This window comes from Campylobacter avium LMG 24591 (genome assembly GCF_002238335.1).
GTDB lineage: Bacteria > Campylobacterota > Campylobacteria > Campylobacterales > Campylobacteraceae > Campylobacter_D > Campylobacter_D avium.
Genome location: NZ_CP022347.1, coordinates 829,633 through 848,626 on the forward strand (window position 1 = coordinate 829,633; position 18,994 = coordinate 848,626).

The window sequence follows — 18,994 nt, forward strand, 5'->3', positions numbered from 1 at the left end:
GCTGGAAGTATCTTACTTCCAGCCCTCTATGTAGTTTTTAAGCTTTCTACCAACCTTAGGGTGTTTTAGTTTTTTAATCGCTGAGCTTTCTATTTGTCTAACTCTTTCTCTTGTTACATTTAGTTCCTTGCCGATTTCTTCAAGAGTTCTATCGCTTTCATCATCCATTAGCCCAAAACGCATTTTTATAACAGCTTTTTCCCTGTCATTTAGCTGGTCTAAAACTTCATCAATTTGTTCTTTTAAATCATTTTTAAGTATATGATCCATTGGCGAGAGCGAGCTTCTGTCCTCTACGAAGTCCCCAAATTTACCATCATCCTCATTGCCAATAGGTGCTTCTAGTGAGATTGGTTCTTTAGTTATCTTTATAACTTGCTTTACCTTATCTACATTTAAACCCACTTCATTTGCTATGGTCATTACATCAGGCTCTTTGCCGTTTTTTTGCAGATATTCTCTTATTATTTTGTTGATTTGATTTATGGTTTCTATCATATGTATAGGAATTCTTATAGTTCTTGCTTGGTCGGCTATGGCTCTTGATATGGCTTGTCTTATCCACCAAGTAGCGTAGGTTGAGAATTTGTATCCTCTTTTATACTCAAATTTATCCACAGCTTTCATAAGCCCTATATTTCCCTCTTGTATGAGGTCTAAAAACGGCAAGCCTCTATTTGTATATCTTTTGGCTATGCTGACTACAAGCCTTAAATTTGACTTGGCCATTCTGCCCTTAGCCTCATCCGAAATTTTCTTACCTCTTTTAATCTGCTCCAAAATTTCTTTTAGCTGCTCTTTTTCCAAATCAAAGCTTTTTTTGCTGGCTTCCTTTGTTTGAAAAAGCTTTTTAATCTCCATGTAAGTGCTCACCATGGTGGTTTCTAAAGCCATTTCGCTGATTTCTTCCTTGCTTAACTGTGTTATGTTTTTAAGTATGTCTTTGTGTCTATTCTTAAGCTCGTCAGAAAACATAGGCAAGCGGTATTCAAGCCTTTTAAGTTCCTTGTCAAAGTCGCTATCACTTTTTAAAGCAGTTTCCATTGACTTTACTATCTCAGAAATTAGCTTAGAAGTAGGCCCTAAGTCCATGAGCTTTTCTTTTAGTATATTTTTCTTAAACGCTATGCTAAGCTTGTTAAAAAGCTCGTTACTTTCTACTTCCTTGAAATTTTGAGTAGTTTTAAGCCATTCTTTTTTAGCCTTTTCAAGCGCTTTAAATTTCTCTATAACCTTTAAAGCCCTCTCATCGTCTTTTTTGTCATTTTGTTTCTTAGGCCTTTTGCCTTGCATATCGTTAGAATTTTCGTCCAAATCCTCGCTATCTAAATCCTCATCTTTTTCCTCGTAATCATCCTCATCTTTTTCCTCGTCATCAAAGCTCTTAAAAAGCTCCTTAACTCTTCTTTCTCTATTTATCAAAGGCTCTTTATAATCAAGTATAAAGTCTATGAGATAAGGCACGGAGCAAAAAGCGTCTATGATGATATCTTCGCCTAGCTCTATTTTTTTAGAAATTTCAATTTCCTCGTCTTTGCTAAGCAAGGAAATTTGCCCCATTTCCCTTAGATACATCCTAACAGGCGAATCAGACCTTGACCATTCAAGCAATTCATTTTCGCTAGCCAAATCAAATTCCTGCTCGAAATTCATATTTTGCAGCTTTTCTTTTTCCTCTTGCTCTTTTTTTGCCTCTGCTATGTTTTTCATCTTTGCTATTTCGGCTGATGAGTAGAGTTTTACTTTGTATTTTTTGCTAAGAGAATCAATTTTCTTAGCTGTTGCTAGCGTTGGTGGTTTTGACATAAATTTAACTAATTTTTCGTAAGTTATGTAGTTTTTAGCGTTAGTTATAAAGCATTCTTCTAGTTGTTTATCTGTTTTAGGAGACATAGAATTTTCCTTATTTTTTGATTTAACCTTACATTGTATCACTTTGCTAATAAATTTTACTTTAAATTTAGACTTTTTAAACTTGGCACAGTCTTTGCTTTAACACAGACAAATTAAGTAATTTTAGGGGTTAATTATGCAAAATGGATATTATCAAGCCGTTGGAGGAATGGTAACTCAGCTAAACCGAGTAGATGTTATTAGTAACAATCTAGCCAACATAAACACCAGCGGCTATAAAAAAGAAGATGTGGTAATAGCGGATTTTAAACGCATCTTTAGAGAGGTTCAGGACGAGCTTCCTATTGAAAATCATACAAGAGATGCTTCAAGATTTGTAAATACCACCATAGACAGAGTTCCGCAGGTAAATCATACCTATACAGACTTTAGCACAGGCACATTAAAAGCCACTAATAATCAGCTTGATTTTGCCATGACAAGAGAGGATACTTTTTATCTTGTTAAAACAAGCAATGGTGAGATAAGACTAAGCAAGGATGGGAATTTGCAGCTTGACTCTGATGGTTTTTTGGTAAATAAGCAAGGATACAGGGTTCTTAGCTCAAATTATTTTAATAATCCAGAAGATGACGGCATACAAATAGAACAGGGTGCAACTTTCATAAATGCCGATAAAGATGGCAATATAGAAGTAGATGGGGCAAATGTGGCTAGATTTTTTGTCGCTCAAGTTGATGATGTAAGAAATCTCAAAAAAGACGGCGACAATGTTTATAGAATTTATGATGATGATTTGACAAGAATTAGGGATTTAGAAGATTCAAATTCCATAAGACAGGGATTTTCTCAAGGTTCTAATGTCAATGCTGTTTTGGAAATGACAGGACTTATCGAGGCAAACCGTATGGTTGAAATGTATCAAAAGGTGATGACTTCGCACATGGATGATCTAAATCAAGACGCCATTAATAAATTAGCGTCTGTAAATGCGTAGAATGATTAGCTTTATAAAGGAGTAAAAATGTTAAGATCTTTGCATACAGCAGCTACAGGAATGATAGCTCAACAAACTCAAATAGATGTTACATCAAACAATATCTCAAATGTTAACACTGTAGGCTTTAAAAAATCACGTGCCGAATTTGCTGATCTTATGTATCAGGTTATGAAATATGCTGGAACTTCGACTTCAAATACCACCTTGCATCCCTCAGGCATAGAAGTAGGGCTTGGTGTGCGTCCAACAGCTGTAACTAAGATATTTTCTCCAGGCTCATATAAGGCTACAAGCACTGAGAATTTTGATGTGGCTATCGAAGGAAATGGCTTTTTTCAGGTTCAGCTTCCAGATGGTACTACAGCTTACACTAGAAATGGACAATTTACAAAGGATTCAGAAGGTAATATAGTAAATTCAGATGGATACTATCTCATACCTCAAATGACTATTCCAGAAGGTTCGCAGTATTTAAGCATAGCAAAGGATGGTACGGTTTCTGTTATGCTTCCTGGAGAAACTGAAGAAACTCAAATAGGCCAAATTGAAATAGCAAATTTCATCAACCCAGCCGGACTTCACTCAATGGGCGATAATTTATATCTTGAAACAGGAGCAAGCGGTGCGCCTACTATAGGAGTTGCAGGACAAGATGGTTTTGGAGCTATAAGACACGGTTTTGTGGAAATGAGTAACGTGCAGCTTGTTGAGGAAATGACAGATTTAATCACAGGACAAAGAGCTTATGAAGCAGGCTCAAAGGCAATAACTACAAGCGATGAAATGCTTTCTATAGTCAATCAATTAAAAAGATAATAAGCTAGTTTAAGGCTAGCTTATTTTTTATTAGCCATTTGATAAATAAAGGCAAAGACTTCAGCTACAGCCTTATACATGCTTGGTGGAATTTCATCTCCTAAATCAAGCTTTGATAAAATTTCAACCAAGTCCTCATCCTCTTTTATCGGCACTCCGTGTTCTTTTGCTAGACTTATCATCTTTGCAGCACTTTCGCCCTTGCCGCTTGCTAAAATTTTAGGAGCATTATTTACTTCTTTTTTATAGCCTAAGGCCACGGCTTTTTTTCTTTTTTGCACCTCTTTAGCCACTACCTAAGCCTTTTTATCTATACCCATTTCAAAGTCATAGGCACGGTTTTTAACGCTTATCGTGTCAAATTTAGAGCGGATTATATCTCCTACAAAGAAATTTGAGCTTAACAGTCCTACTTTATTTAAGGCTCTTTTTAGTTCGTGAGCATTTTCGTATATGGTTTTTCTAAATTCTTTGTTTTCAGCCATGATATTGATATCTATGTATTTTTCATTGTTTAAGGAAATTAACACATCGAGTTCGCCAAGCTTTGCGAAATTTAGCTTAATTTGAGCAAAATATTTATCCTTTTTTCCTCTTTTAAATATAACCTTAGATTCGTTTAAATCCTCCCAGAAAAATGGTATGTGCGTGTTTATAGAATCATTTGCTAAGGATAGTAGCTGGTTGATTTCAATTTGTGCTAAAAGGCGGTTTGCTTGATTTGCCACAGCTTCGTTATCATTTGCTTTTGCTAGGCTTGCTGTTTGAAGCAGGGTGGATTTTATATCGTTTCTTAGTTCGTTTGCTATGTCATCGTTATTTTTAACTGTAATTTTTGCTAGGTCTTTCACCGCTTCTTTGATTTTATGTTCTATATTTTTGATGTCGTTAATGTTTAGCTTTGCCTCAAAAGAGCTAGAATCAAGCTGCTTTAAGCCCTCATTTACTCTTTTTATGAGCTTGTTTATATCTTGATTTAAATTTTCAAGCTCTTTCATTTGCATTTTTTCATTTGCAAATATGAGATTTTTAACCGTTTCTTGCTTTTGCTGAATTTGTTGTTGCGGATTTTGGCTTGTTTCTTTTGCTGTATTTTGACTTTGTGAATTTGCTTTCAAGTCCTTATTTTGCACCGCCTCATCATCTTTGACATTAACATTATCAGTTTTTATGCTATCTTTTTTTATATCATCTTTAACATCGTTTAAATTTGCGGTGTTTTTGCTTTTATTTTCATCTAATTTTATTTCTTTGTCATTTTTTGTGCTTGTTTTATTGTCTTGTTGCTTTTCATCTAAAATTTCTTCTTTACTCTCTTTTGAAATTTCTTCTTTATTTTCTTTTGAAACCTCTTGTTTGCTTTCCTCTACATCTACTGCTTCTTTATTTTCACTCTGTTTTATTTGCTCTTCTTCTTTTACGTCTGTGTTTTCTATCTTTGTTTGTGAATTTTTATCTGTATTGTTATCATCATTTTTAAGCTCATTAGCTTCTACTTTAGTGCTTTTTTGCAAGTTTTTGTTGGAATTTTCTTTTATATCAACTTCTTTATCAGCTTCTATCTTATCCTTTGTTGTCTCTATTTTTTCATCTTTAAGTTCATTTTTTAAAATACTGTCATTTTTTGCTTCAACACTGCTTGGTTCTAGCTTTTGGCTTGTTTTATTATCGTTATTTGTGTTTTTGCTAAAAAATGGATTTGTGTGTTCTTTTTCTTGAGTTTTTATATTAACCGTGTTTATTTGTGGCGTATTGTTATTTGAGGGATTTTTGTTTTGGGGCGTAGGGTTTAAGATGTTTTTTAAATTTTCTTTTAGGCTTAAAAAAGACTGATTTAAATTCTTTAAAAAACTTGTGTCCTTTAAGGCCAAATTTTCTAATTTATTTATCTCCGCTTTTAATTTTGGTTCTAATTTGTTCAAGTCAGTTAAAATTTTACTTGCTAAATTTTGTATCTTTTCTTGGGCAAGGCTTGGATTTTTGCTTATGTATTTTTTGAAATTTTCAAGCTTTGAGCCAAGCTCTAGCAAGGCTTTAAAAGAGCTATTTTTAATGACTTCTTTATTTATATTTTGCTCATTTTGTATGATATTTTTTAATTCGCTTAAAGAAGATTTAGGGTCTAGCTCTTTATTTGCTAAGGCTATTATTTCATTAGCTATCTTATCACTACTTACGGATTTAATGGCATTTACAAGGCTATGAAAGCTTTTTGGTAAAAGCTCAGGGCTTAAAGCGTCTTTTAATTTCGCCTCAAAAAATACGCCCGAGTTTTTAAAAAGCATTGCTAGATTGCTAGTTTTAGTCTCGCTTGCAGGTTTTAAAATTTGCTCTAGCTTTACTAAAACATCCTTAAAAATATCGCTTTTTTGCATTTCGCTTGCTAAAAATTTAAGCTCATTGCTAAAATTTGGTGCGAAATTTAAGGCAGAGCCTTGCTTTATGAATTTATCGCTAGTAGAACCTTGCGAGTGAAGTTGGTCTAGAAATTTATTAATTAAACTTTTTAGCTTTAAATTAAGCTCTTGCGTGTCGTTAAGCGGGAGTTGAGAAGGGTTTGTGCCCTGTTGTATTAGGCCTAAATTTTTTTTTAGTGCAAGAGCTAGGGCATCTTTGGTGTTATCGCTTTGGTTTTGCTTGCCAACAACATCCTTTAAATCCGTTTTGTTCGAGCTTACATTTATGCTGTTTCTTACTTGAGTATTAATCATCGTAAATCACCATATTGCCCGGATTTCGTTTATATCTTCCCCTTTGTATGTTTGGTTTTCCTATGGCAAAGAGTATTAAAAAGACTAAACATGCAGTATAGAACCACACAAAGCCCATGTGGCCGAATTTTTGCATTAAAAAGCCAAGTATCAAAGGAGAGAATAAAGAGGAAAGATAATAGCAAAAAAGCACAGCCCTGCCGACTTCAACAGTCAAAGACTTATCCTCTAGCATGTCATTGGCTCTAGCCAAGGCCAAAGCATAAAGACAGGTTAAAGTTCCTAACAAAAAGGCAAAAACGCACTGCAAATATATATTCATATCAAAAAATAAAAACAAGAGCATAACAGCAAGAGAAATGCTAGCACAAAGTATAATGGTAAATTTCCTACCCATTTTATCAGAAATTGTGCCTATTAAAAACTGAGACAAAAAGCCACCAAGCACAACGCTAAACATAAAGTAAGAAACTTCCTTAGCGCCGTATCCCTGAAGAAGTATAAAAAGCGAGGACATGGAAAAAAAGCCATTTAAAAGCATGCCAGCTATTATGCTAGTTACTAAGGCCAAAGGAACTAGGGTGTATATTTTTGGCAGGGAAATTTTGCTTGCTTTTGGTTGTTGCGGTTGTTTTATGCGGATTAGATTAAGAGGTAAAGATGAAAACATAATCAAACAAGCACTTATAGCAAAGATAGTGGCATTATCAAAATTCACGCCAATTAGCAAAACACCTATACCAAAGGAGAAATAAAACACAGTTTCGTAAAAGCCAAGCACTGTTGAACGAACGGTATTTTTAGCCTTTTCATTTAGCCAAGATTCTATTAGCATAAGCAAGGCGCAGTAACAAAAGCCTAAGATAAAGCGAAGCACAGACCAAAAAATTACATTATAGCTTAGCGAGTGCAAGATTATACAGATTGAAAATAAGGAGGTAAAAACACCAAAAGCTCTGATATGGCCTATCTTTGAGATTATTTTATGAGCTGATATGGTGCCAAGCAAAGCCCCAAAGTAAAAGCAAGAATTCACAAGCCCTATACCAAAAGAACTCATCCCACTTTCTTTTAGTATAACACCAACAGAGCTTATTATCAATGAATTTCCAACAAAAAGAAACGCCATTGATATGAATAAAGAAGACATTGAAAATAAAATTCTCTTAATCATCGCTTTTTCTCTTAACAGTTTATCTTACTCTTTTTACAGTAAGTACAAGAACACTAAGCGGCAAAATAGCAACTCCAAGCAAGAACGCACCTACTACCAAATATCCATTCTTATTTAAAAACAAAAACAATAATACCAAAAAAACATAAGACAAGATTTTAGAAATGCTAAAAAACCAAACCATATATTTTATCTTTTCTTTTGAATTTGGCCTTAAATCGTCATTTTTTACATAAAATTTTACAAAGATAGGATTTTTTTTAATCTTTTTTAGTTCAAAAAGTGGCTCTTTTAAAGTTGCTTTTATATCATGGCTTTTGGATGTGATATTTTTTTCGTATGATTTAAAGGATAAAAATATTATCAAAAAGCTTGCTATGAAGGCGAGCTCAAAGCTTAAAATGATATTTAAGAAGCTATTTTTAAAGAAAAATAAACACAGTGATAATAAGCATAAATTCACGCACGCAATCACTAGGTAAAATTCTTTTTTATCATACATTTTAAAATCCTTTGCCAGCATTCTAGCACATATATTTTAATTTTATATTTGTTTTGATTTATTTGCTATAATGAACGGTTTTTGAAAGGAAATTTATGGCTACTAAGCAGCTATCTTTACACAAGCTTACAATACCCATTTTTTTAGAGATGTTGCTAAGGTATTTAACAATCATCATAAATACATACATGGTCACGCAGTATTCAAACTACTTAGTCGGTGCCATGGGTGCTGGCAATCAAATCATAGGCATATTTTTTACAATTTTTAGCTTTCTAAGCGTTGGCTGTAGCATAGTTATCGCCCAGGCCATCGGTGCAAGAGATAGTGTTTTGGCCAAAAAAGCTATACATCAAAGCTTGTTTTTTAATGCTATTTTAGGCCTTATTTGTGCTGTATTTATATTTTTGTGCGGGGATTTTTTACTAGAACTTATGAATATACCAAAAGAGCTTTTAGCCCATAGTAAAATTTACTTGCATTTGCTGGCCATTTGTCTGTTTTTTGACGCCATAGCCATAGTTTTAGCAGCTATTATAAGGGTTTATAATCTTGTGTATTGGGTTATGATAGCTTCATTTACCATGGATCTTGTCGTTGTGAGTGTGAATTATTATGTACTAAACTACACCAATTTAGAGCTTTTTGGAGTAGGTGTAGCAAATATCATATCAAGATTTTTTGCCATAAGCATACTGCTTTTTGTGTTTTTCTTTAAGTTAAAGGTTAAAATAGATTTTAAAGAATTGCTAAGGCTTGACACTTCTGTGCTTAAGAAAATTTTAGGCGTGGGTGTTTTTTCTGCCGGTGAAAATTTGATTTGGGTGGTGCAGTACGCCATAGCCTTTTCTTTCGTTGCCTCTTTGGGTCCCGCAAATTTAAGCGTTCAAACTGTTTATTTTCAAATTTCTATGTTTGTAATGCTAACAGGACAGGCAATTAGCGTAGCAAATGAGATAATCATAGGCAAATTAGTAGGGGCAAATTTCTTAAATGTCGCTTACAAGCACACTTGGAGGGCTTTTTATTTTTCTATCCTTGTAACCTTGTTTGTTGTTGTGTGTTTTTATATTTTTCAAGATTTTATTATGAATATCTTAAATTTAGGCCAAGAATTTAAGGACATAATGAAGCCTTTGTTTTTGCTTTCTATATTTTTAGAAGTGTCAAGAACATTTAACATAGTCATGGTAAATTCCTTGCGTGCAAGCGGGGATGCTAGGTTTCCATTTTTAAGTGCTTGTGTTTTTATGTTAGGCGTGTCGCTGCCTGTTGCTTATGTTTTGTGTTTTTATTTTTCGCTTGGAATTTTGGGTGTTTGGATAGGGTTTTTGTGTGATGAATTTTTTAGAGGGCTTACTAATGCTTTTAGGTGGAAGAGTAGGAAATGGCAAGGAAAATCTTTGGTTTAGAAGAGCTTAGATATAAAAATTTCAGCATACTAAAAGAATACAAGAAAGTAAAATATCTAAGATTAAAAATTGATAAAAACTTAAATTTAAAGCTAACAGTGCCTTTTACTTGCTTGGATGATGATGTGAAGTTATTTTTAGACAAACACTACAAATGGCTTTGCGAGAAATACGAACTTTTAAGAAAGGCAAAAGAGCAGGATACATCAAGGGTATTTTTTCTAGGCAAGGCTTATAAATTATGCTTTGATGAAAATATAAGCAAAAGTAAGGTGCATAAAGGCATGATACTTAGTAAAAATCAGCAAGAATACGAGCTTTTTTTACGAAAGAGTGCTGAGAAAATTTTTGGCTTTTATATAAAAAAATGGCAAGATAAATTTCCAAGACAGATAAAAAAAGTTAAGATAAAAAAGATGAAAACGCGTTGGGGTTCTTGCAATCACTCAAAAGCTTACATAAACTTAAATTTAAACCTCTTATCAAAAAGCTTAAAAGCTATAGAATATGTCATCTTGCACGAGCTAAACCACCTAAAATTTCCTCACCATCAAAGAGAATTTTACGAGAATTTGCAAAAACTTATGCCTGATTTTCGCCAAAGAGAGCTTGAATTTAAGCTTCGTTAATATTTTACAAATAAAATCAACACAAATTATTATCTCAAGGACGGTTATGAGAGCTGTAAATTTACTGCTTTTAGCCTCTGTAATAGGCATAGAGCTTTTCATAGGTATAGTTGTAACATCTTATATATTCTACCCGCCAAGTGGTCTTGATGGCGAAATTTTGCTTGATAGGTTTGAAAGTGGGCTGATAATGACGCAAATATTTCTTAAATTTGCTTATTTTTTGCTTTTTGTATCCTTTGTAAATGCCGTTTATGAGAGCTTTTCTAAGGATAAGAAGTTAAAAATTTTAAAAATTATACTTTCTGTGATAATTTTGGCACTATCTTTGCTTTTCTTATTTTATTACACCTTGCCTATGCTTGATTTTCAAGTGCAGGTGATGAGTAAGGAACTAGATATATCTTACTTTGCTAGCGAGGATTTTGCTTCCTTTCATAAACAAAGTGAGTTGCTTGCTAAAATTTTGGTTATTTTTCAAGCTATATTGTTCTTTTTAAGTTTCAAAACAGCTGACAAAGCATATAATGATAAAAGTTAGATAAGGGGGTTAATATGACTATAAATAACAATCCGCAAGGAATTTCTCAGGCGAACTACCTAAACGACGCTAAGAAAACTAGTGATACAGCACTAGACCGCATAGCTGCTATGCGTGCTATAGATGGAAAAGACGGAGCAAATTTGGCTATAGCAGATTCTTTAATGTCGCAATATAGCACTGTAGATCAGGGCATAGCAAATTCTTATGATGCGATAGCTGTTTTGCAAATTGCTGATTCTAGTTTAAACCGCATAAATGAAAGTGCTGACAGGCTAAGTGAGCTTTCTGTCCGCTCTAATAACGCTGCACTAAGCGATAACCAAAGAGCTATGCTAAATACCGAAGCACAAAGAGTTATAACATCTATAAACGACGCTTTTAATAATACTCAGTATAATGGCAAAAATGTGTTTCAGTCTATGGAATTTGTGGTTGGTTCAGGAGTGGAGCAGACCAATTTAAATCCTATAAACACAAGCGAATTAAGCCTTGATAATACAGACGCCATACAAAGATTTTCAGAGGATGTGTCAAGATTAAGAGCTGATATAGGTGCTGGGATAAATGCCATTTATAGCAATATGAACGCAAGTATGGAAAATAGCGTAAATTTAAAAGACGCTGAAAACAGGCTTTTAAATAATGATATGGCAGTAAATGTAAATCAACTAAACGAAGGCTTTTTAAAGCAAAATTCAGCCTCTTTTATGATGGCTCATCAAAACAATATTTTACAAACCAAAATCGCCTCACTTTTAAACTAAACTTACAAGCATTAGATACTTTCTAATGCTTGCCCCAAAAGGATGTAAAATGTCAGTTATAAATCCTTACGATAATTCCTCTATACTAGCCTACTCAAAGGCCAAAAAAGAAGCAAAACAAAGTTCGTCTTTAAATTTTGCTAATGTCTTTGCACAAAATTTAAACTCAAAATTATATGAAATACAACAAGATAACGCCTTACAAAATGCCTTAAGCGAAGCAAAGATAGAATACAAAAATAAAAATTTATCAAGCCTTAACACTGAGGTAAAAAAGGCTGATTTAGGCATAATATCTGCCCTATCATCACTTGATAAAACTGTAAAATCAAATTTTGCTTACGGCTACTCTGTCGATGAAAAAGGCTTTATGGGTGCTGATTTTAACCTAGCTGCAAATATACCACTTGATTTTAAAATTCACAAAAGCACTTTAGATGAGATGGAAAGGTATGCACAAAATAAATCAAACAATCCTCACAGAGCCTCCTATGTAGGTGCTAAGTCTTATTTTGCCGAGCTTGATATGGCTCACATCATAGGGCAAAATTATAATCTCTTTGCTGATTTTGCAAAAAAGGCTTCATTTTTTGACAAGGACTCTTTTTCTCAAAGTGATTTAGAGGCTTTGCCAAAGGGAGTAGAGTATAGTAAATCAAAATACGATTTTATAAGCCATACCCACGATATAAGCGATGTCTCAGTAACACATATCTATAAAAATGAGGCTGATATAAAAGAGAAAAATGATATTTATTTATCTTTGATGACTATGGGTATTGATTATTCAGGTGTGCTTGAGCTTGATTTTAATACAAATATGAAAAAAGACGCTGATATAAGTAGTGAATTTAGCTTTAATCCTGATTTTTCTATGTATGAAAATGAGGACGGTAGCAAAAGCTTAGAGTCTTTATTTCTAAGCTTTATCAAAAGCTCAAGCCCTGCCTTAGGCGGAGGAGACACAAAGCTTGATCCTAAGGTTGAAATTTATAATATGGCTATGGAAAAACTAAGCAAACACGAAAAGCCTATGGATATAGCTTTGCTAAATTCCCAATTTGACTTTATGAACTATATCCTAGAAAATGCTAACAGTGATAGATTTTCAACACTGCACTTTTCTTTGTGGGCTGAAGAGAACTTTGGAGTAAGAGGAAGTGAGTATGGCAAGGCTGCTGCTTATGGACCTAGCTTTGATGAGGCTTATAAAAATGGCTTTAGAATGCCAACAGATTTGGTTTTATCTGAGGCAAAAGACATTTTTGAAAGATTTCACAGGATAAACGCAAAAACAGCAGTGTAAAAGGGCTTTTACTTAAGCTCTTTATTTTTTATCCTTTTAAATTCTTTCTTTATCCTACGCACATCTTTCATAAATCTTATATATTTCAATGCCCCCCCCCCGTTTATTAGCCTCTATCAAGGCTTCGCCAAGTTTATATGTAAGGCATTCCTTTTCTTTTAAGGCAGCTGCATAGTCTGGGTAAGTATCCAAAGAAGGTAATTTTAAATAAGGATTTTTTGAGATTTTTTCATTATAAGCTTTTTGTTCAAGTTTATGCTTTTCTTTTATATAAGATAAAACATAAGGCATTCTTATATAGCCTTTTAGAGATTTTGAATTTAAGATTAGGGCTTGTCCAAGTTTGTAGGCTAGATGATTTTGCACTCTAAGTTTTGCACTTGTGTAGATATTTGCTTGAGGGCTTTGAATGTTTGATAAAAGATTTTCTAAATCTTTTACTTTTTGATTTAGAATTTTACTTTGCAATATATCCTCATGAGTAAAGCCTAAATTTTTTTCCAAAAGTGTATTTTTAAGAACTTTTCTTTTTACCTTTTCTTCTAAGAAAGAAAGTTTTAGTGTTTTTGCTTTGTGTTCTTGAGAGGATAGAATTTGTTTTAAAGAGGAATTTTCGTTTTGTAAGTTTGAGACATTTAAATTTAAATTTGAAACTTGAGTATTTAGCTCTTGTATCTTTTTATCTTTATTATCTATGATATTTTTTCTATCCTTGGCAAAATCAACTATAAAATTTGCTATTCTATCCCAATACTCTGGTTTCATTTCTTTTAACTCATAGTTTTCTTTATAAGTGCTTAAATCTTTTTTAGGAAAGAGTCTTTCTTTATGAGGAAAAAATTCTTTTCTTACCCATTCATTTGATTCTTCAAAATAAGTTATATAAGATTCATATATTTCTTTTTTAGGCATAAATTTAAGGGAGGGGTCTTTGGATAGAAATGTCTCCATCGCTAAATAATTAGGTATAAAACTATTCCTACCATTATGCTCCCAAGTAAAGCATTTGAAATGTGTATTTATACTTTCTAAGAGCTCAAAACCTATCAAATCAAGACTCTCATTTTTGTTTGGGATAAGCACAAAACTTTCATCCAAGTCTAAGTTAAATATATGTAAAAAATCTTTTATTAAATCACCTTGATAAAATTCATTCTTATCAAAAAGCCTTAGTATGAGATTTTCCTTGCCAAAGGTATTCATAAAAGCTTTAGCTAAAGCCTTATATTCATACATTTGAAATCTAGGACTATTTTCTGGTTTGCTTTCCTTCGCATTGTAAGTTGGGTCAGCATTTTTAGTCTCCTGAGAACACAAAGAAAGAAGCAAATCCTCTTGAGAGCGTATATAAAGAATTATCCTTATATCATCAAATCCCACTTCAGTGAAAAAGTCTTTCAAAGCAAGAGCTGCTTTATCCACATCCTTATGCCACCAAAGAATATCCTCAGAAGAAAAAATAAAGTCTTTGTTAGTATTTTGCTTAAGCTCTTCTTTTAAATTTTTAATAGTATCTTTTACAAATTTATCCTCTGTTTTACCTTCTAAATACAATCTAACTATGCGATTGAGATAACCATGCCTAGCCAGTGATAAGCTAACCCTACTATAAACAAAACCTTTGTTTTTTAAAACTTCATAATTCTTAGCCATAAACCATTGTAAGCTAGTAGTGCCAGTTTTTGGCGTTCCTATATGCACATAAGCTGTCATTCTTTGCCTTTATTAAAAATTTAATCCTTTTTTGCTACAATAAAGATGGTAAGTATATCAAAAAAAAAAAAACAAATTCTAAACTTGCTTTAGCTCTTTATAGTTTTTATTAAAAACTTATTTTTTAGGTCTAAAAGCTTTTATAATATCCTCATTTGTCTTTATATAAGCACCGCCTATTAAGTCTATGCAGTAAGGTATGGCTGCAAATACCGGCTCTAAGCATTCTTTTATCGCCTTTGGCTGACCGGGTAAATTTATGATGAGGCTTTTTTTTCTTATACCAGCTACTTGCCTTGAAAGTATAGCAGTTGGCACGAATTTTAAGCTTTCTTGCCTCATTAGCTCAGCAAAGCCAGGCAGCATTTTCTCGCAAACAGCCTCAGTTGCTTCTGGCGTTACATCTCTTGGTGCAGGTCCCGTGCCACCTGTGCTTAAGATGAGATCGCATTTTTTTTCATCGCTTAGGTATATTAGCTTTTGCTTTATCAGTTCGTATTCATCTGGTATTAGTTCATAATGAAAGATCATTTCATTTTTTATGTAGCTTTGTAAAAGTTTTTTTATCTCTTTGCCTGATTTGTCCTCATAAACTCCGGCACTAGCCCTATCGCTTATGCTAAGAATGCCTATTTTTACTATATCCACTACATACCCTCATTTAAGATCATAGCTACATCAGCACTCTCAAGCTTTTCCTGTTCTAAAAGTAAATCAGCAAGTTTTAATATCTTATCCTTCATACTTTCTATGTATTTTTCTAGCTCTTTTTTTTGCTCATCTAAGGAAAAGTCATCACTCATATCAAAGTTTAGCATAAAATTTACAAGCTCTTTTACCCTTAGCAAATCATTTTGTGAATTTGTATAAGTTTCATTGCAAATTAGCCTCATAGCACAGCTTCCAGCAAGATAAACCTTGATCTTATTTAAAAGCTCTGATTTTGATTTTATATGTTTTTCATACTCCTTAAATCTATCCTCTATCAAGGTGATCTTATCAAAGCCCACATCAAAATAATAAGCACAAAGAGCCTTAGCCGCCTGATAGGTAGCCTGAATTTTCTTTTCTTCTTCACTAAAGCTTAAAATCTTTTTCTTTCCTGTTAAAACCTTGTTTAAAACAGCGAAAAAATCACTTTCCTCAACCTCCTTAGCCTCTCTTCTTAAGGCATTTATAGCAGCCTCATTTACCAAGGTTTCAAGAGCAGCCCCGCTAAAACCAACCGTTGCTTTAGCTATAACACTTAAATCAGCCTTGTGCTTTTTATCATTCATATAAATTTCTAAAATTTTAAGCCTATCTTTAAAATCTGGCAAGGATAAAAAAACCCTTCTATCAAAGCGACCTGAGCGAAGCAAGGCTGGATCCATAAGTTCTATTTTATTTGTAGCGGCTATTACTATCACTCCGCTATTGTCCTCAAAGCCGTCCATTTGGGTTAGGAGTTGATTTAGGGTATTATCCCTTTCTACATTTGAAATTTCTCCTCTAGCCTTGCCCACAGCGTCTATCTCGTCTATAAAAATGATACTTGGAGACATCATTTTAGCACGAGAAAAAAGCTCTCTTACTCTTTTTGCTCCCATTCCTACATAAATTTCTACAAAAGAAGCTCCGCTTTGATAAAAAAATGGCACGGAAGCCTCTCCTGCTACAGCCTTTGCTATGAGGGTTTTACCAACGCCCGGAGGTCCTACCATTAAAACGCCCTTTGGCATTTTTATACCAAAGTCCTTGTATTTTTTAGGATTTTTAAGAAAATCCACTATCTCGCTTAGCTCAAGTTTTACATCATCAACACCTGCCACATCATCAAAGCTTATATTAGAAATCACAGGTTTTATGGAATTTGAGTAGTCTAAATTTGAGATGGCGTTTTGATTTTGCTTATTTTGTGGGCTTTGTATGATGAAATTTGTCCTTTTTCTTGCAAAATAAAGTATAGAAAAAAACATAGCTAACAAGGCTGTAAGTATGAAAACAAAAAATAAAAAATCATAATCTTTTTTTAATTCTATAGGCACCTTTCTTAAAAGCTCATCTATGTCAATGCCCTCTTTTATGATGACATACTTGCTTCCTGCTGCCTTAAAGATGATTTCATTGTCATTTAAGATAGCTTTTTCTATCAAATTTTTATCCAAAAAACTTTGATAAAGAGCCTTGTCTATATATTCTGGTTCATTTTTTATATAAACTATGCCAAATAAAACACAAAGCACCAGCAAAGAAGCAATTATAATCTTTTTATTTTTACTCAAAATTTACTCCTAAGTTTTCATTATAATCTCTTAAAACCTCGTATTTGTCTAGTTTTAGCCAAGTTTTTTCTAAATTTTTTTCGCTTTTTATCTTAAGCTTATTGTAAAATTGATCATAGCCCTCAAAATACCCATCCTTTTTTTGCTCTATCAAAACATAAAGACTTTTATCTTTGTTTTCTTGCCTAAATTTATAGTTATTATCCTTTACTATAGCTCTTAGAGTGTGAAGTCTTTGTTTTGCTACATTTTTTTCTATATCATTTTTCATCAAAGCTGAGGCAGTGTCTTTTCTAGGAGAAAAAATAAAAGCGTGTATATGAGTTAAGGCAAAATCCTTAAAATTTTCTAAAGCCTCTTGCCAAACAGCCTCGCTTTCTCCGGGATGTGCTACTATAAAATCAGTTCCCAAGGCAAAGCCCTTGTCTTTAAGAAAGGAAAATAAAGCCTTATCCTCATCAAGCCTTGATCTTCTTTTCATTATCTTTAGCATAGTATCGCTTGTGTGCTGAAGTGCTATGTGTAGATGTCTTTCTAGTATGCTTTCATCTAAAATTTCTTTAAAGCTTTCATCTATCTGGCTAGGTTCTAAACTTCCAAGCCTTAGTCTTTTTAAGCCCCTTAGCTTAAAAATTTTTTGCAAAAGCTTACCTAGTGTGCTTTTTTCCTTAAGTCCGTAAGAGCCTATATTTGTACCTGTTAAAACTAGCTCACTATGCCCGTTTTCAAGCAAAAGTTCGCATTGTTTTAGTATGTAGTTTTCATCAAGGCTTCTTGATTTACCTCTAACTGATGGGATTATGCAGTAAGAGCAGTTAAAATCACAGCCTTCTTGAATTTTCACAAAGGCTTTTGTATGTGCTTGAAAAGAATTTAGCAAGGCATTATCTTTAAATTTTAAGTCTCCTAGCTCTAAAAATTTCTCATTTTTTAAAAGTAAGGAATTTATCTTAGCTTTCTTTGCAGGAGCTAAAAGTCCAAAAATTTTACCCTCATCTAGCATTTTTTTACCAAGCTCAAGCCCACAACCTGTAAAAACTATCTTTACGCCCTTATTTTGCATAGAATTTATATAAGCTTTCGTGCCGCTATCAGCACCATTTGTAACGGTGCAAGAATTTACTACTATGACATTTGCCTCTTTTTCATCATTTATAATCTCATAATCTTTTATGTAAGACTTTAAAAGCTCTGTATCATAGATATTTGTCCTGCAACCAAAGGTCTTAAAATATAATTTTTGCTTCATTTAAATTCCTCTAAGGTCCTTAAAAGCACATCCTTTGGCACATCATTTTTTATAAAAGCCTCGCCTAGTTTTGATAAGAGTATAAAATTTATCTTTTCATTATGCGTTTTTTTATCTAGGAAAAAGGCTTCGTAAAACTCATTTACATCCTCTATTTTATAGCTTGTAGGTAGCTTAAATTTGCTTAAAAGTCTTTGTACTTTTTTTACTTCATCTTCTTTTAAAAGTCCTAAATTTAAGGCAAGGCGATTTGCCATATTCATACCTATAGCCACTGCCTCACCGTGCAAAAAGCCTTTGTATGCTGTTTGATTTTCTATTATGTGAGCAAAGGTGTGTCCGTAGTTTAAGAGCATTCTTAAGTTATTTTCTTTTTCATCTTTGCTAACTACATCAGCCTTTAGCTCTACGCTTTTTGCTATGATTTGCTTGTATATTTCATCATCAAAGCTTTCAAAAAAATCTTTTTCATCTAGCTTTTCTATAAATTCTAAGCTCTTTTCATCAAAGCTTAAAGCCATTTTGATAAATTCAGCCATACCAGCACTAAGCTCTCTTTGAGGCAAGGTCTTTAAAAAAGAGCTTTCGCAATACACTGCCTTTGGCTGTTTGAAAGTGCCTATTAAGTTCTTGCCAAAAGAATTATTCACACCTGTTTTTCCGCCCACAGCAGCATCTACGCAAGCTAAAAGCGTGGTGGGTATGTTTATAAAATCAATCCCTCTTTGATAAATGCTAGCTACAAAGCCCACTATATCGCTGATAACTCCTCCTCCAAGTGCTATTAAAGTGCTTTTTCTATCTAGCTTGGAAGTAAAAAGTTGATTTAAAATTTCCTCAGCCGTAGCAAGGCTTTTATACTCTTCGCCATCTTTTATGGTAATTATAAAAAGCTCATCAGCTTTTATCTTTGAAAGTAAGCTTTGCATATGAAGTCCGGCTACTTTTGCATTGCTAATGATAGCTACTTTGCCCTTAAATTCAAGCTCTTTAAGCTCATTTATAAAGACTTGATACGAATTTTCTTTTAGTTTTACTTCTATTTTCATACTTTTA

The 18,994-nt window shown here is 33.3% G+C and carries 17 protein-coding genes; 7 read left to right on the forward strand and 10 right to left on the reverse strand.

All coding sequences use genetic code 11. The features are described from left to right. Positions 1–12: 12 nt before the first annotated feature. Complete coding sequence (rpoD, locus tag CAV_RS04200; protein ID WP_094325256.1) at positions 13–1,893, reverse strand: RNA polymerase sigma factor RpoD; 1,881 nt, start codon at positions 1,891–1,893, stop codon at positions 13–15. Positions 1,894–2,029: 136 nt separating this feature from the next. Here rpoD and CAV_RS04205 point away from each other — a divergent pair, with 136 nt between their 5' ends. After that, on the forward strand, positions 2,030–2,851 hold the full coding sequence (locus CAV_RS04205) for a flagellar hook-basal body protein (protein WP_094325257.1): 822 nt from the start codon (positions 2,030–2,032) through the stop codon (positions 2,849–2,851). Between the two features lie 27 nt (positions 2,852–2,878). Then, complete coding sequence (flgG, locus tag CAV_RS04210) at positions 2,879–3,670, forward strand: flagellar basal-body rod protein FlgG (protein ID WP_094325258.1); 792 nt, start codon at positions 2,879–2,881, stop codon at positions 3,668–3,670. Between the two features lie 20 nt (positions 3,671–3,690). Here the strand turns inward: flgG and CAV_RS04215 are convergent, their stop codons facing one another. From CAV_RS04215 to CAV_RS04230, 4 genes are read right to left on the reverse strand one after another with little or no spacing between them, the layout of a single operon-like run. Further along, positions 3,691–3,963 (reverse strand): FlhB-like flagellar biosynthesis protein, encoded by a 273-nt coding sequence (locus tag CAV_RS04215; protein WP_094325259.1) that lies wholly within the window; start codon positions 3,961–3,963, stop codon positions 3,691–3,693. Positions 3,964–3,966: 3 nt separating this feature from the next. Beyond that, positions 3,967–6,381, reverse strand: a complete 2,415-nt coding sequence (gene fliK / locus CAV_RS04220; RefSeq protein WP_094325260.1) for a flagellar hook-length control protein FliK — start codon at positions 6,379–6,381, stop codon at positions 3,967–3,969. Beyond that, positions 6,374–7,555: an MFS transporter gene (locus CAV_RS04225; RefSeq protein WP_245807436.1), complete on the reverse strand. Its 1,182-nt coding sequence runs from the start codon at positions 7,553–7,555 to the stop codon at positions 6,374–6,376. Before CAV_RS04225 ends, fliK begins: the two co-directional genes overlap by 8 nt. 19 nt (positions 7,556–7,574) lie before the next feature. Then, a complete protein-coding gene (locus tag CAV_RS04230; protein ID WP_094325262.1) occupies positions 7,575–8,057 on the reverse strand; it encodes a hypothetical protein in 483 nt (160 codons plus the stop codon). Between the two features lie 95 nt (positions 8,058–8,152). Between CAV_RS04230 and CAV_RS04235 the strand changes: the two genes are divergently transcribed. Genes CAV_RS04235 through CAV_RS04255 form a run of 5 tightly spaced genes read left to right on the forward strand, consistent with a single transcriptional unit; the run spans position 8,153 to position 12,712 of the window. Continuing rightward, the gene (locus tag CAV_RS04235) at positions 8,153–9,469 is read left to right on the forward strand and encodes an MATE family efflux transporter (protein ID WP_094325263.1); all 1,317 of its coding nucleotides are present in this window, start codon (positions 8,153–8,155) and stop codon (positions 9,467–9,469) included. After that, complete coding sequence (locus CAV_RS04240) at positions 9,445–10,098, forward strand: SprT-like domain-containing protein (RefSeq protein WP_094325264.1); 654 nt, start codon at positions 9,445–9,447, stop codon at positions 10,096–10,098. The genes CAV_RS04235 and CAV_RS04240 overlap by 25 nt, the downstream gene beginning before the upstream one ends. A gap of 46 nt (positions 10,099–10,144) precedes the next feature. Continuing rightward, complete coding sequence (locus tag CAV_RS04245; protein WP_094325265.1) at positions 10,145–10,639, forward strand: DUF4149 domain-containing protein; 495 nt, start codon at positions 10,145–10,147, stop codon at positions 10,637–10,639. A 14-nt stretch (positions 10,640–10,653) separates the two neighbouring features. Further along, entirely contained in the window at positions 10,654–11,406 is a 753-nt protein-coding gene (locus tag CAV_RS04250) for a flagellin (RefSeq protein WP_094325266.1), read from the forward strand. 49 nt (positions 11,407–11,455) lie between these two features. Further along, positions 11,456–12,712: a Cj0814 family flagellar-dependent secreted protein gene (locus CAV_RS04255; protein WP_094325267.1), complete on the forward strand. Its 1,257-nt coding sequence runs from the start codon at positions 11,456–11,458 to the stop codon at positions 12,710–12,712. Positions 12,713–12,766: 54 nt separating this feature from the next. Here the strand turns inward: CAV_RS04255 and CAV_RS09030 are convergent, their stop codons facing one another. From CAV_RS09030 to aroB, 5 genes are all read right to left on the reverse strand, one after another. Then, positions 12,767–14,425: a hypothetical protein gene (locus tag CAV_RS09030; protein WP_094752823.1), complete on the reverse strand. Its 1,659-nt coding sequence runs from the start codon at positions 14,423–14,425 to the stop codon at positions 12,767–12,769. 117 nt (positions 14,426–14,542) lie between these two features. After that, the gene (mog, locus tag CAV_RS04265; protein ID WP_094325269.1) at positions 14,543–15,073 is read right to left on the reverse strand and encodes a molybdopterin adenylyltransferase; all 531 of its coding nucleotides are present in this window, start codon (positions 15,071–15,073) and stop codon (positions 14,543–14,545) included. Next, positions 15,073–16,689 carry an AAA family ATPase gene (locus tag CAV_RS04270; protein WP_245807437.1) on the reverse strand — a complete coding sequence of 539 codons (1,617 nt, stop codon included), beginning with the start codon at positions 16,687–16,689 and terminating at the stop codon, positions 15,073–15,075. The genes mog and CAV_RS04270 overlap by 1 nt, the downstream gene beginning before the upstream one ends. After that, a complete protein-coding gene (gene mtaB, locus CAV_RS04275; RefSeq protein ID WP_094325270.1) occupies positions 16,682–17,938 on the reverse strand; it encodes a tRNA (N(6)-L-threonylcarbamoyladenosine(37)-C(2))-methylthiotransferase MtaB in 1,257 nt (418 codons plus the stop codon). The genes CAV_RS04270 and mtaB overlap by 8 nt, the downstream gene beginning before the upstream one ends. After that, the gene (aroB, locus tag CAV_RS04280) at positions 17,935–18,987 is read right to left on the reverse strand and encodes a 3-dehydroquinate synthase (RefSeq protein WP_094325271.1); all 1,053 of its coding nucleotides are present in this window, start codon (positions 18,985–18,987) and stop codon (positions 17,935–17,937) included. The genes mtaB and aroB overlap by 4 nt, the downstream gene beginning before the upstream one ends. Positions 18,988–18,994: the final 7 nt, after the last annotated feature.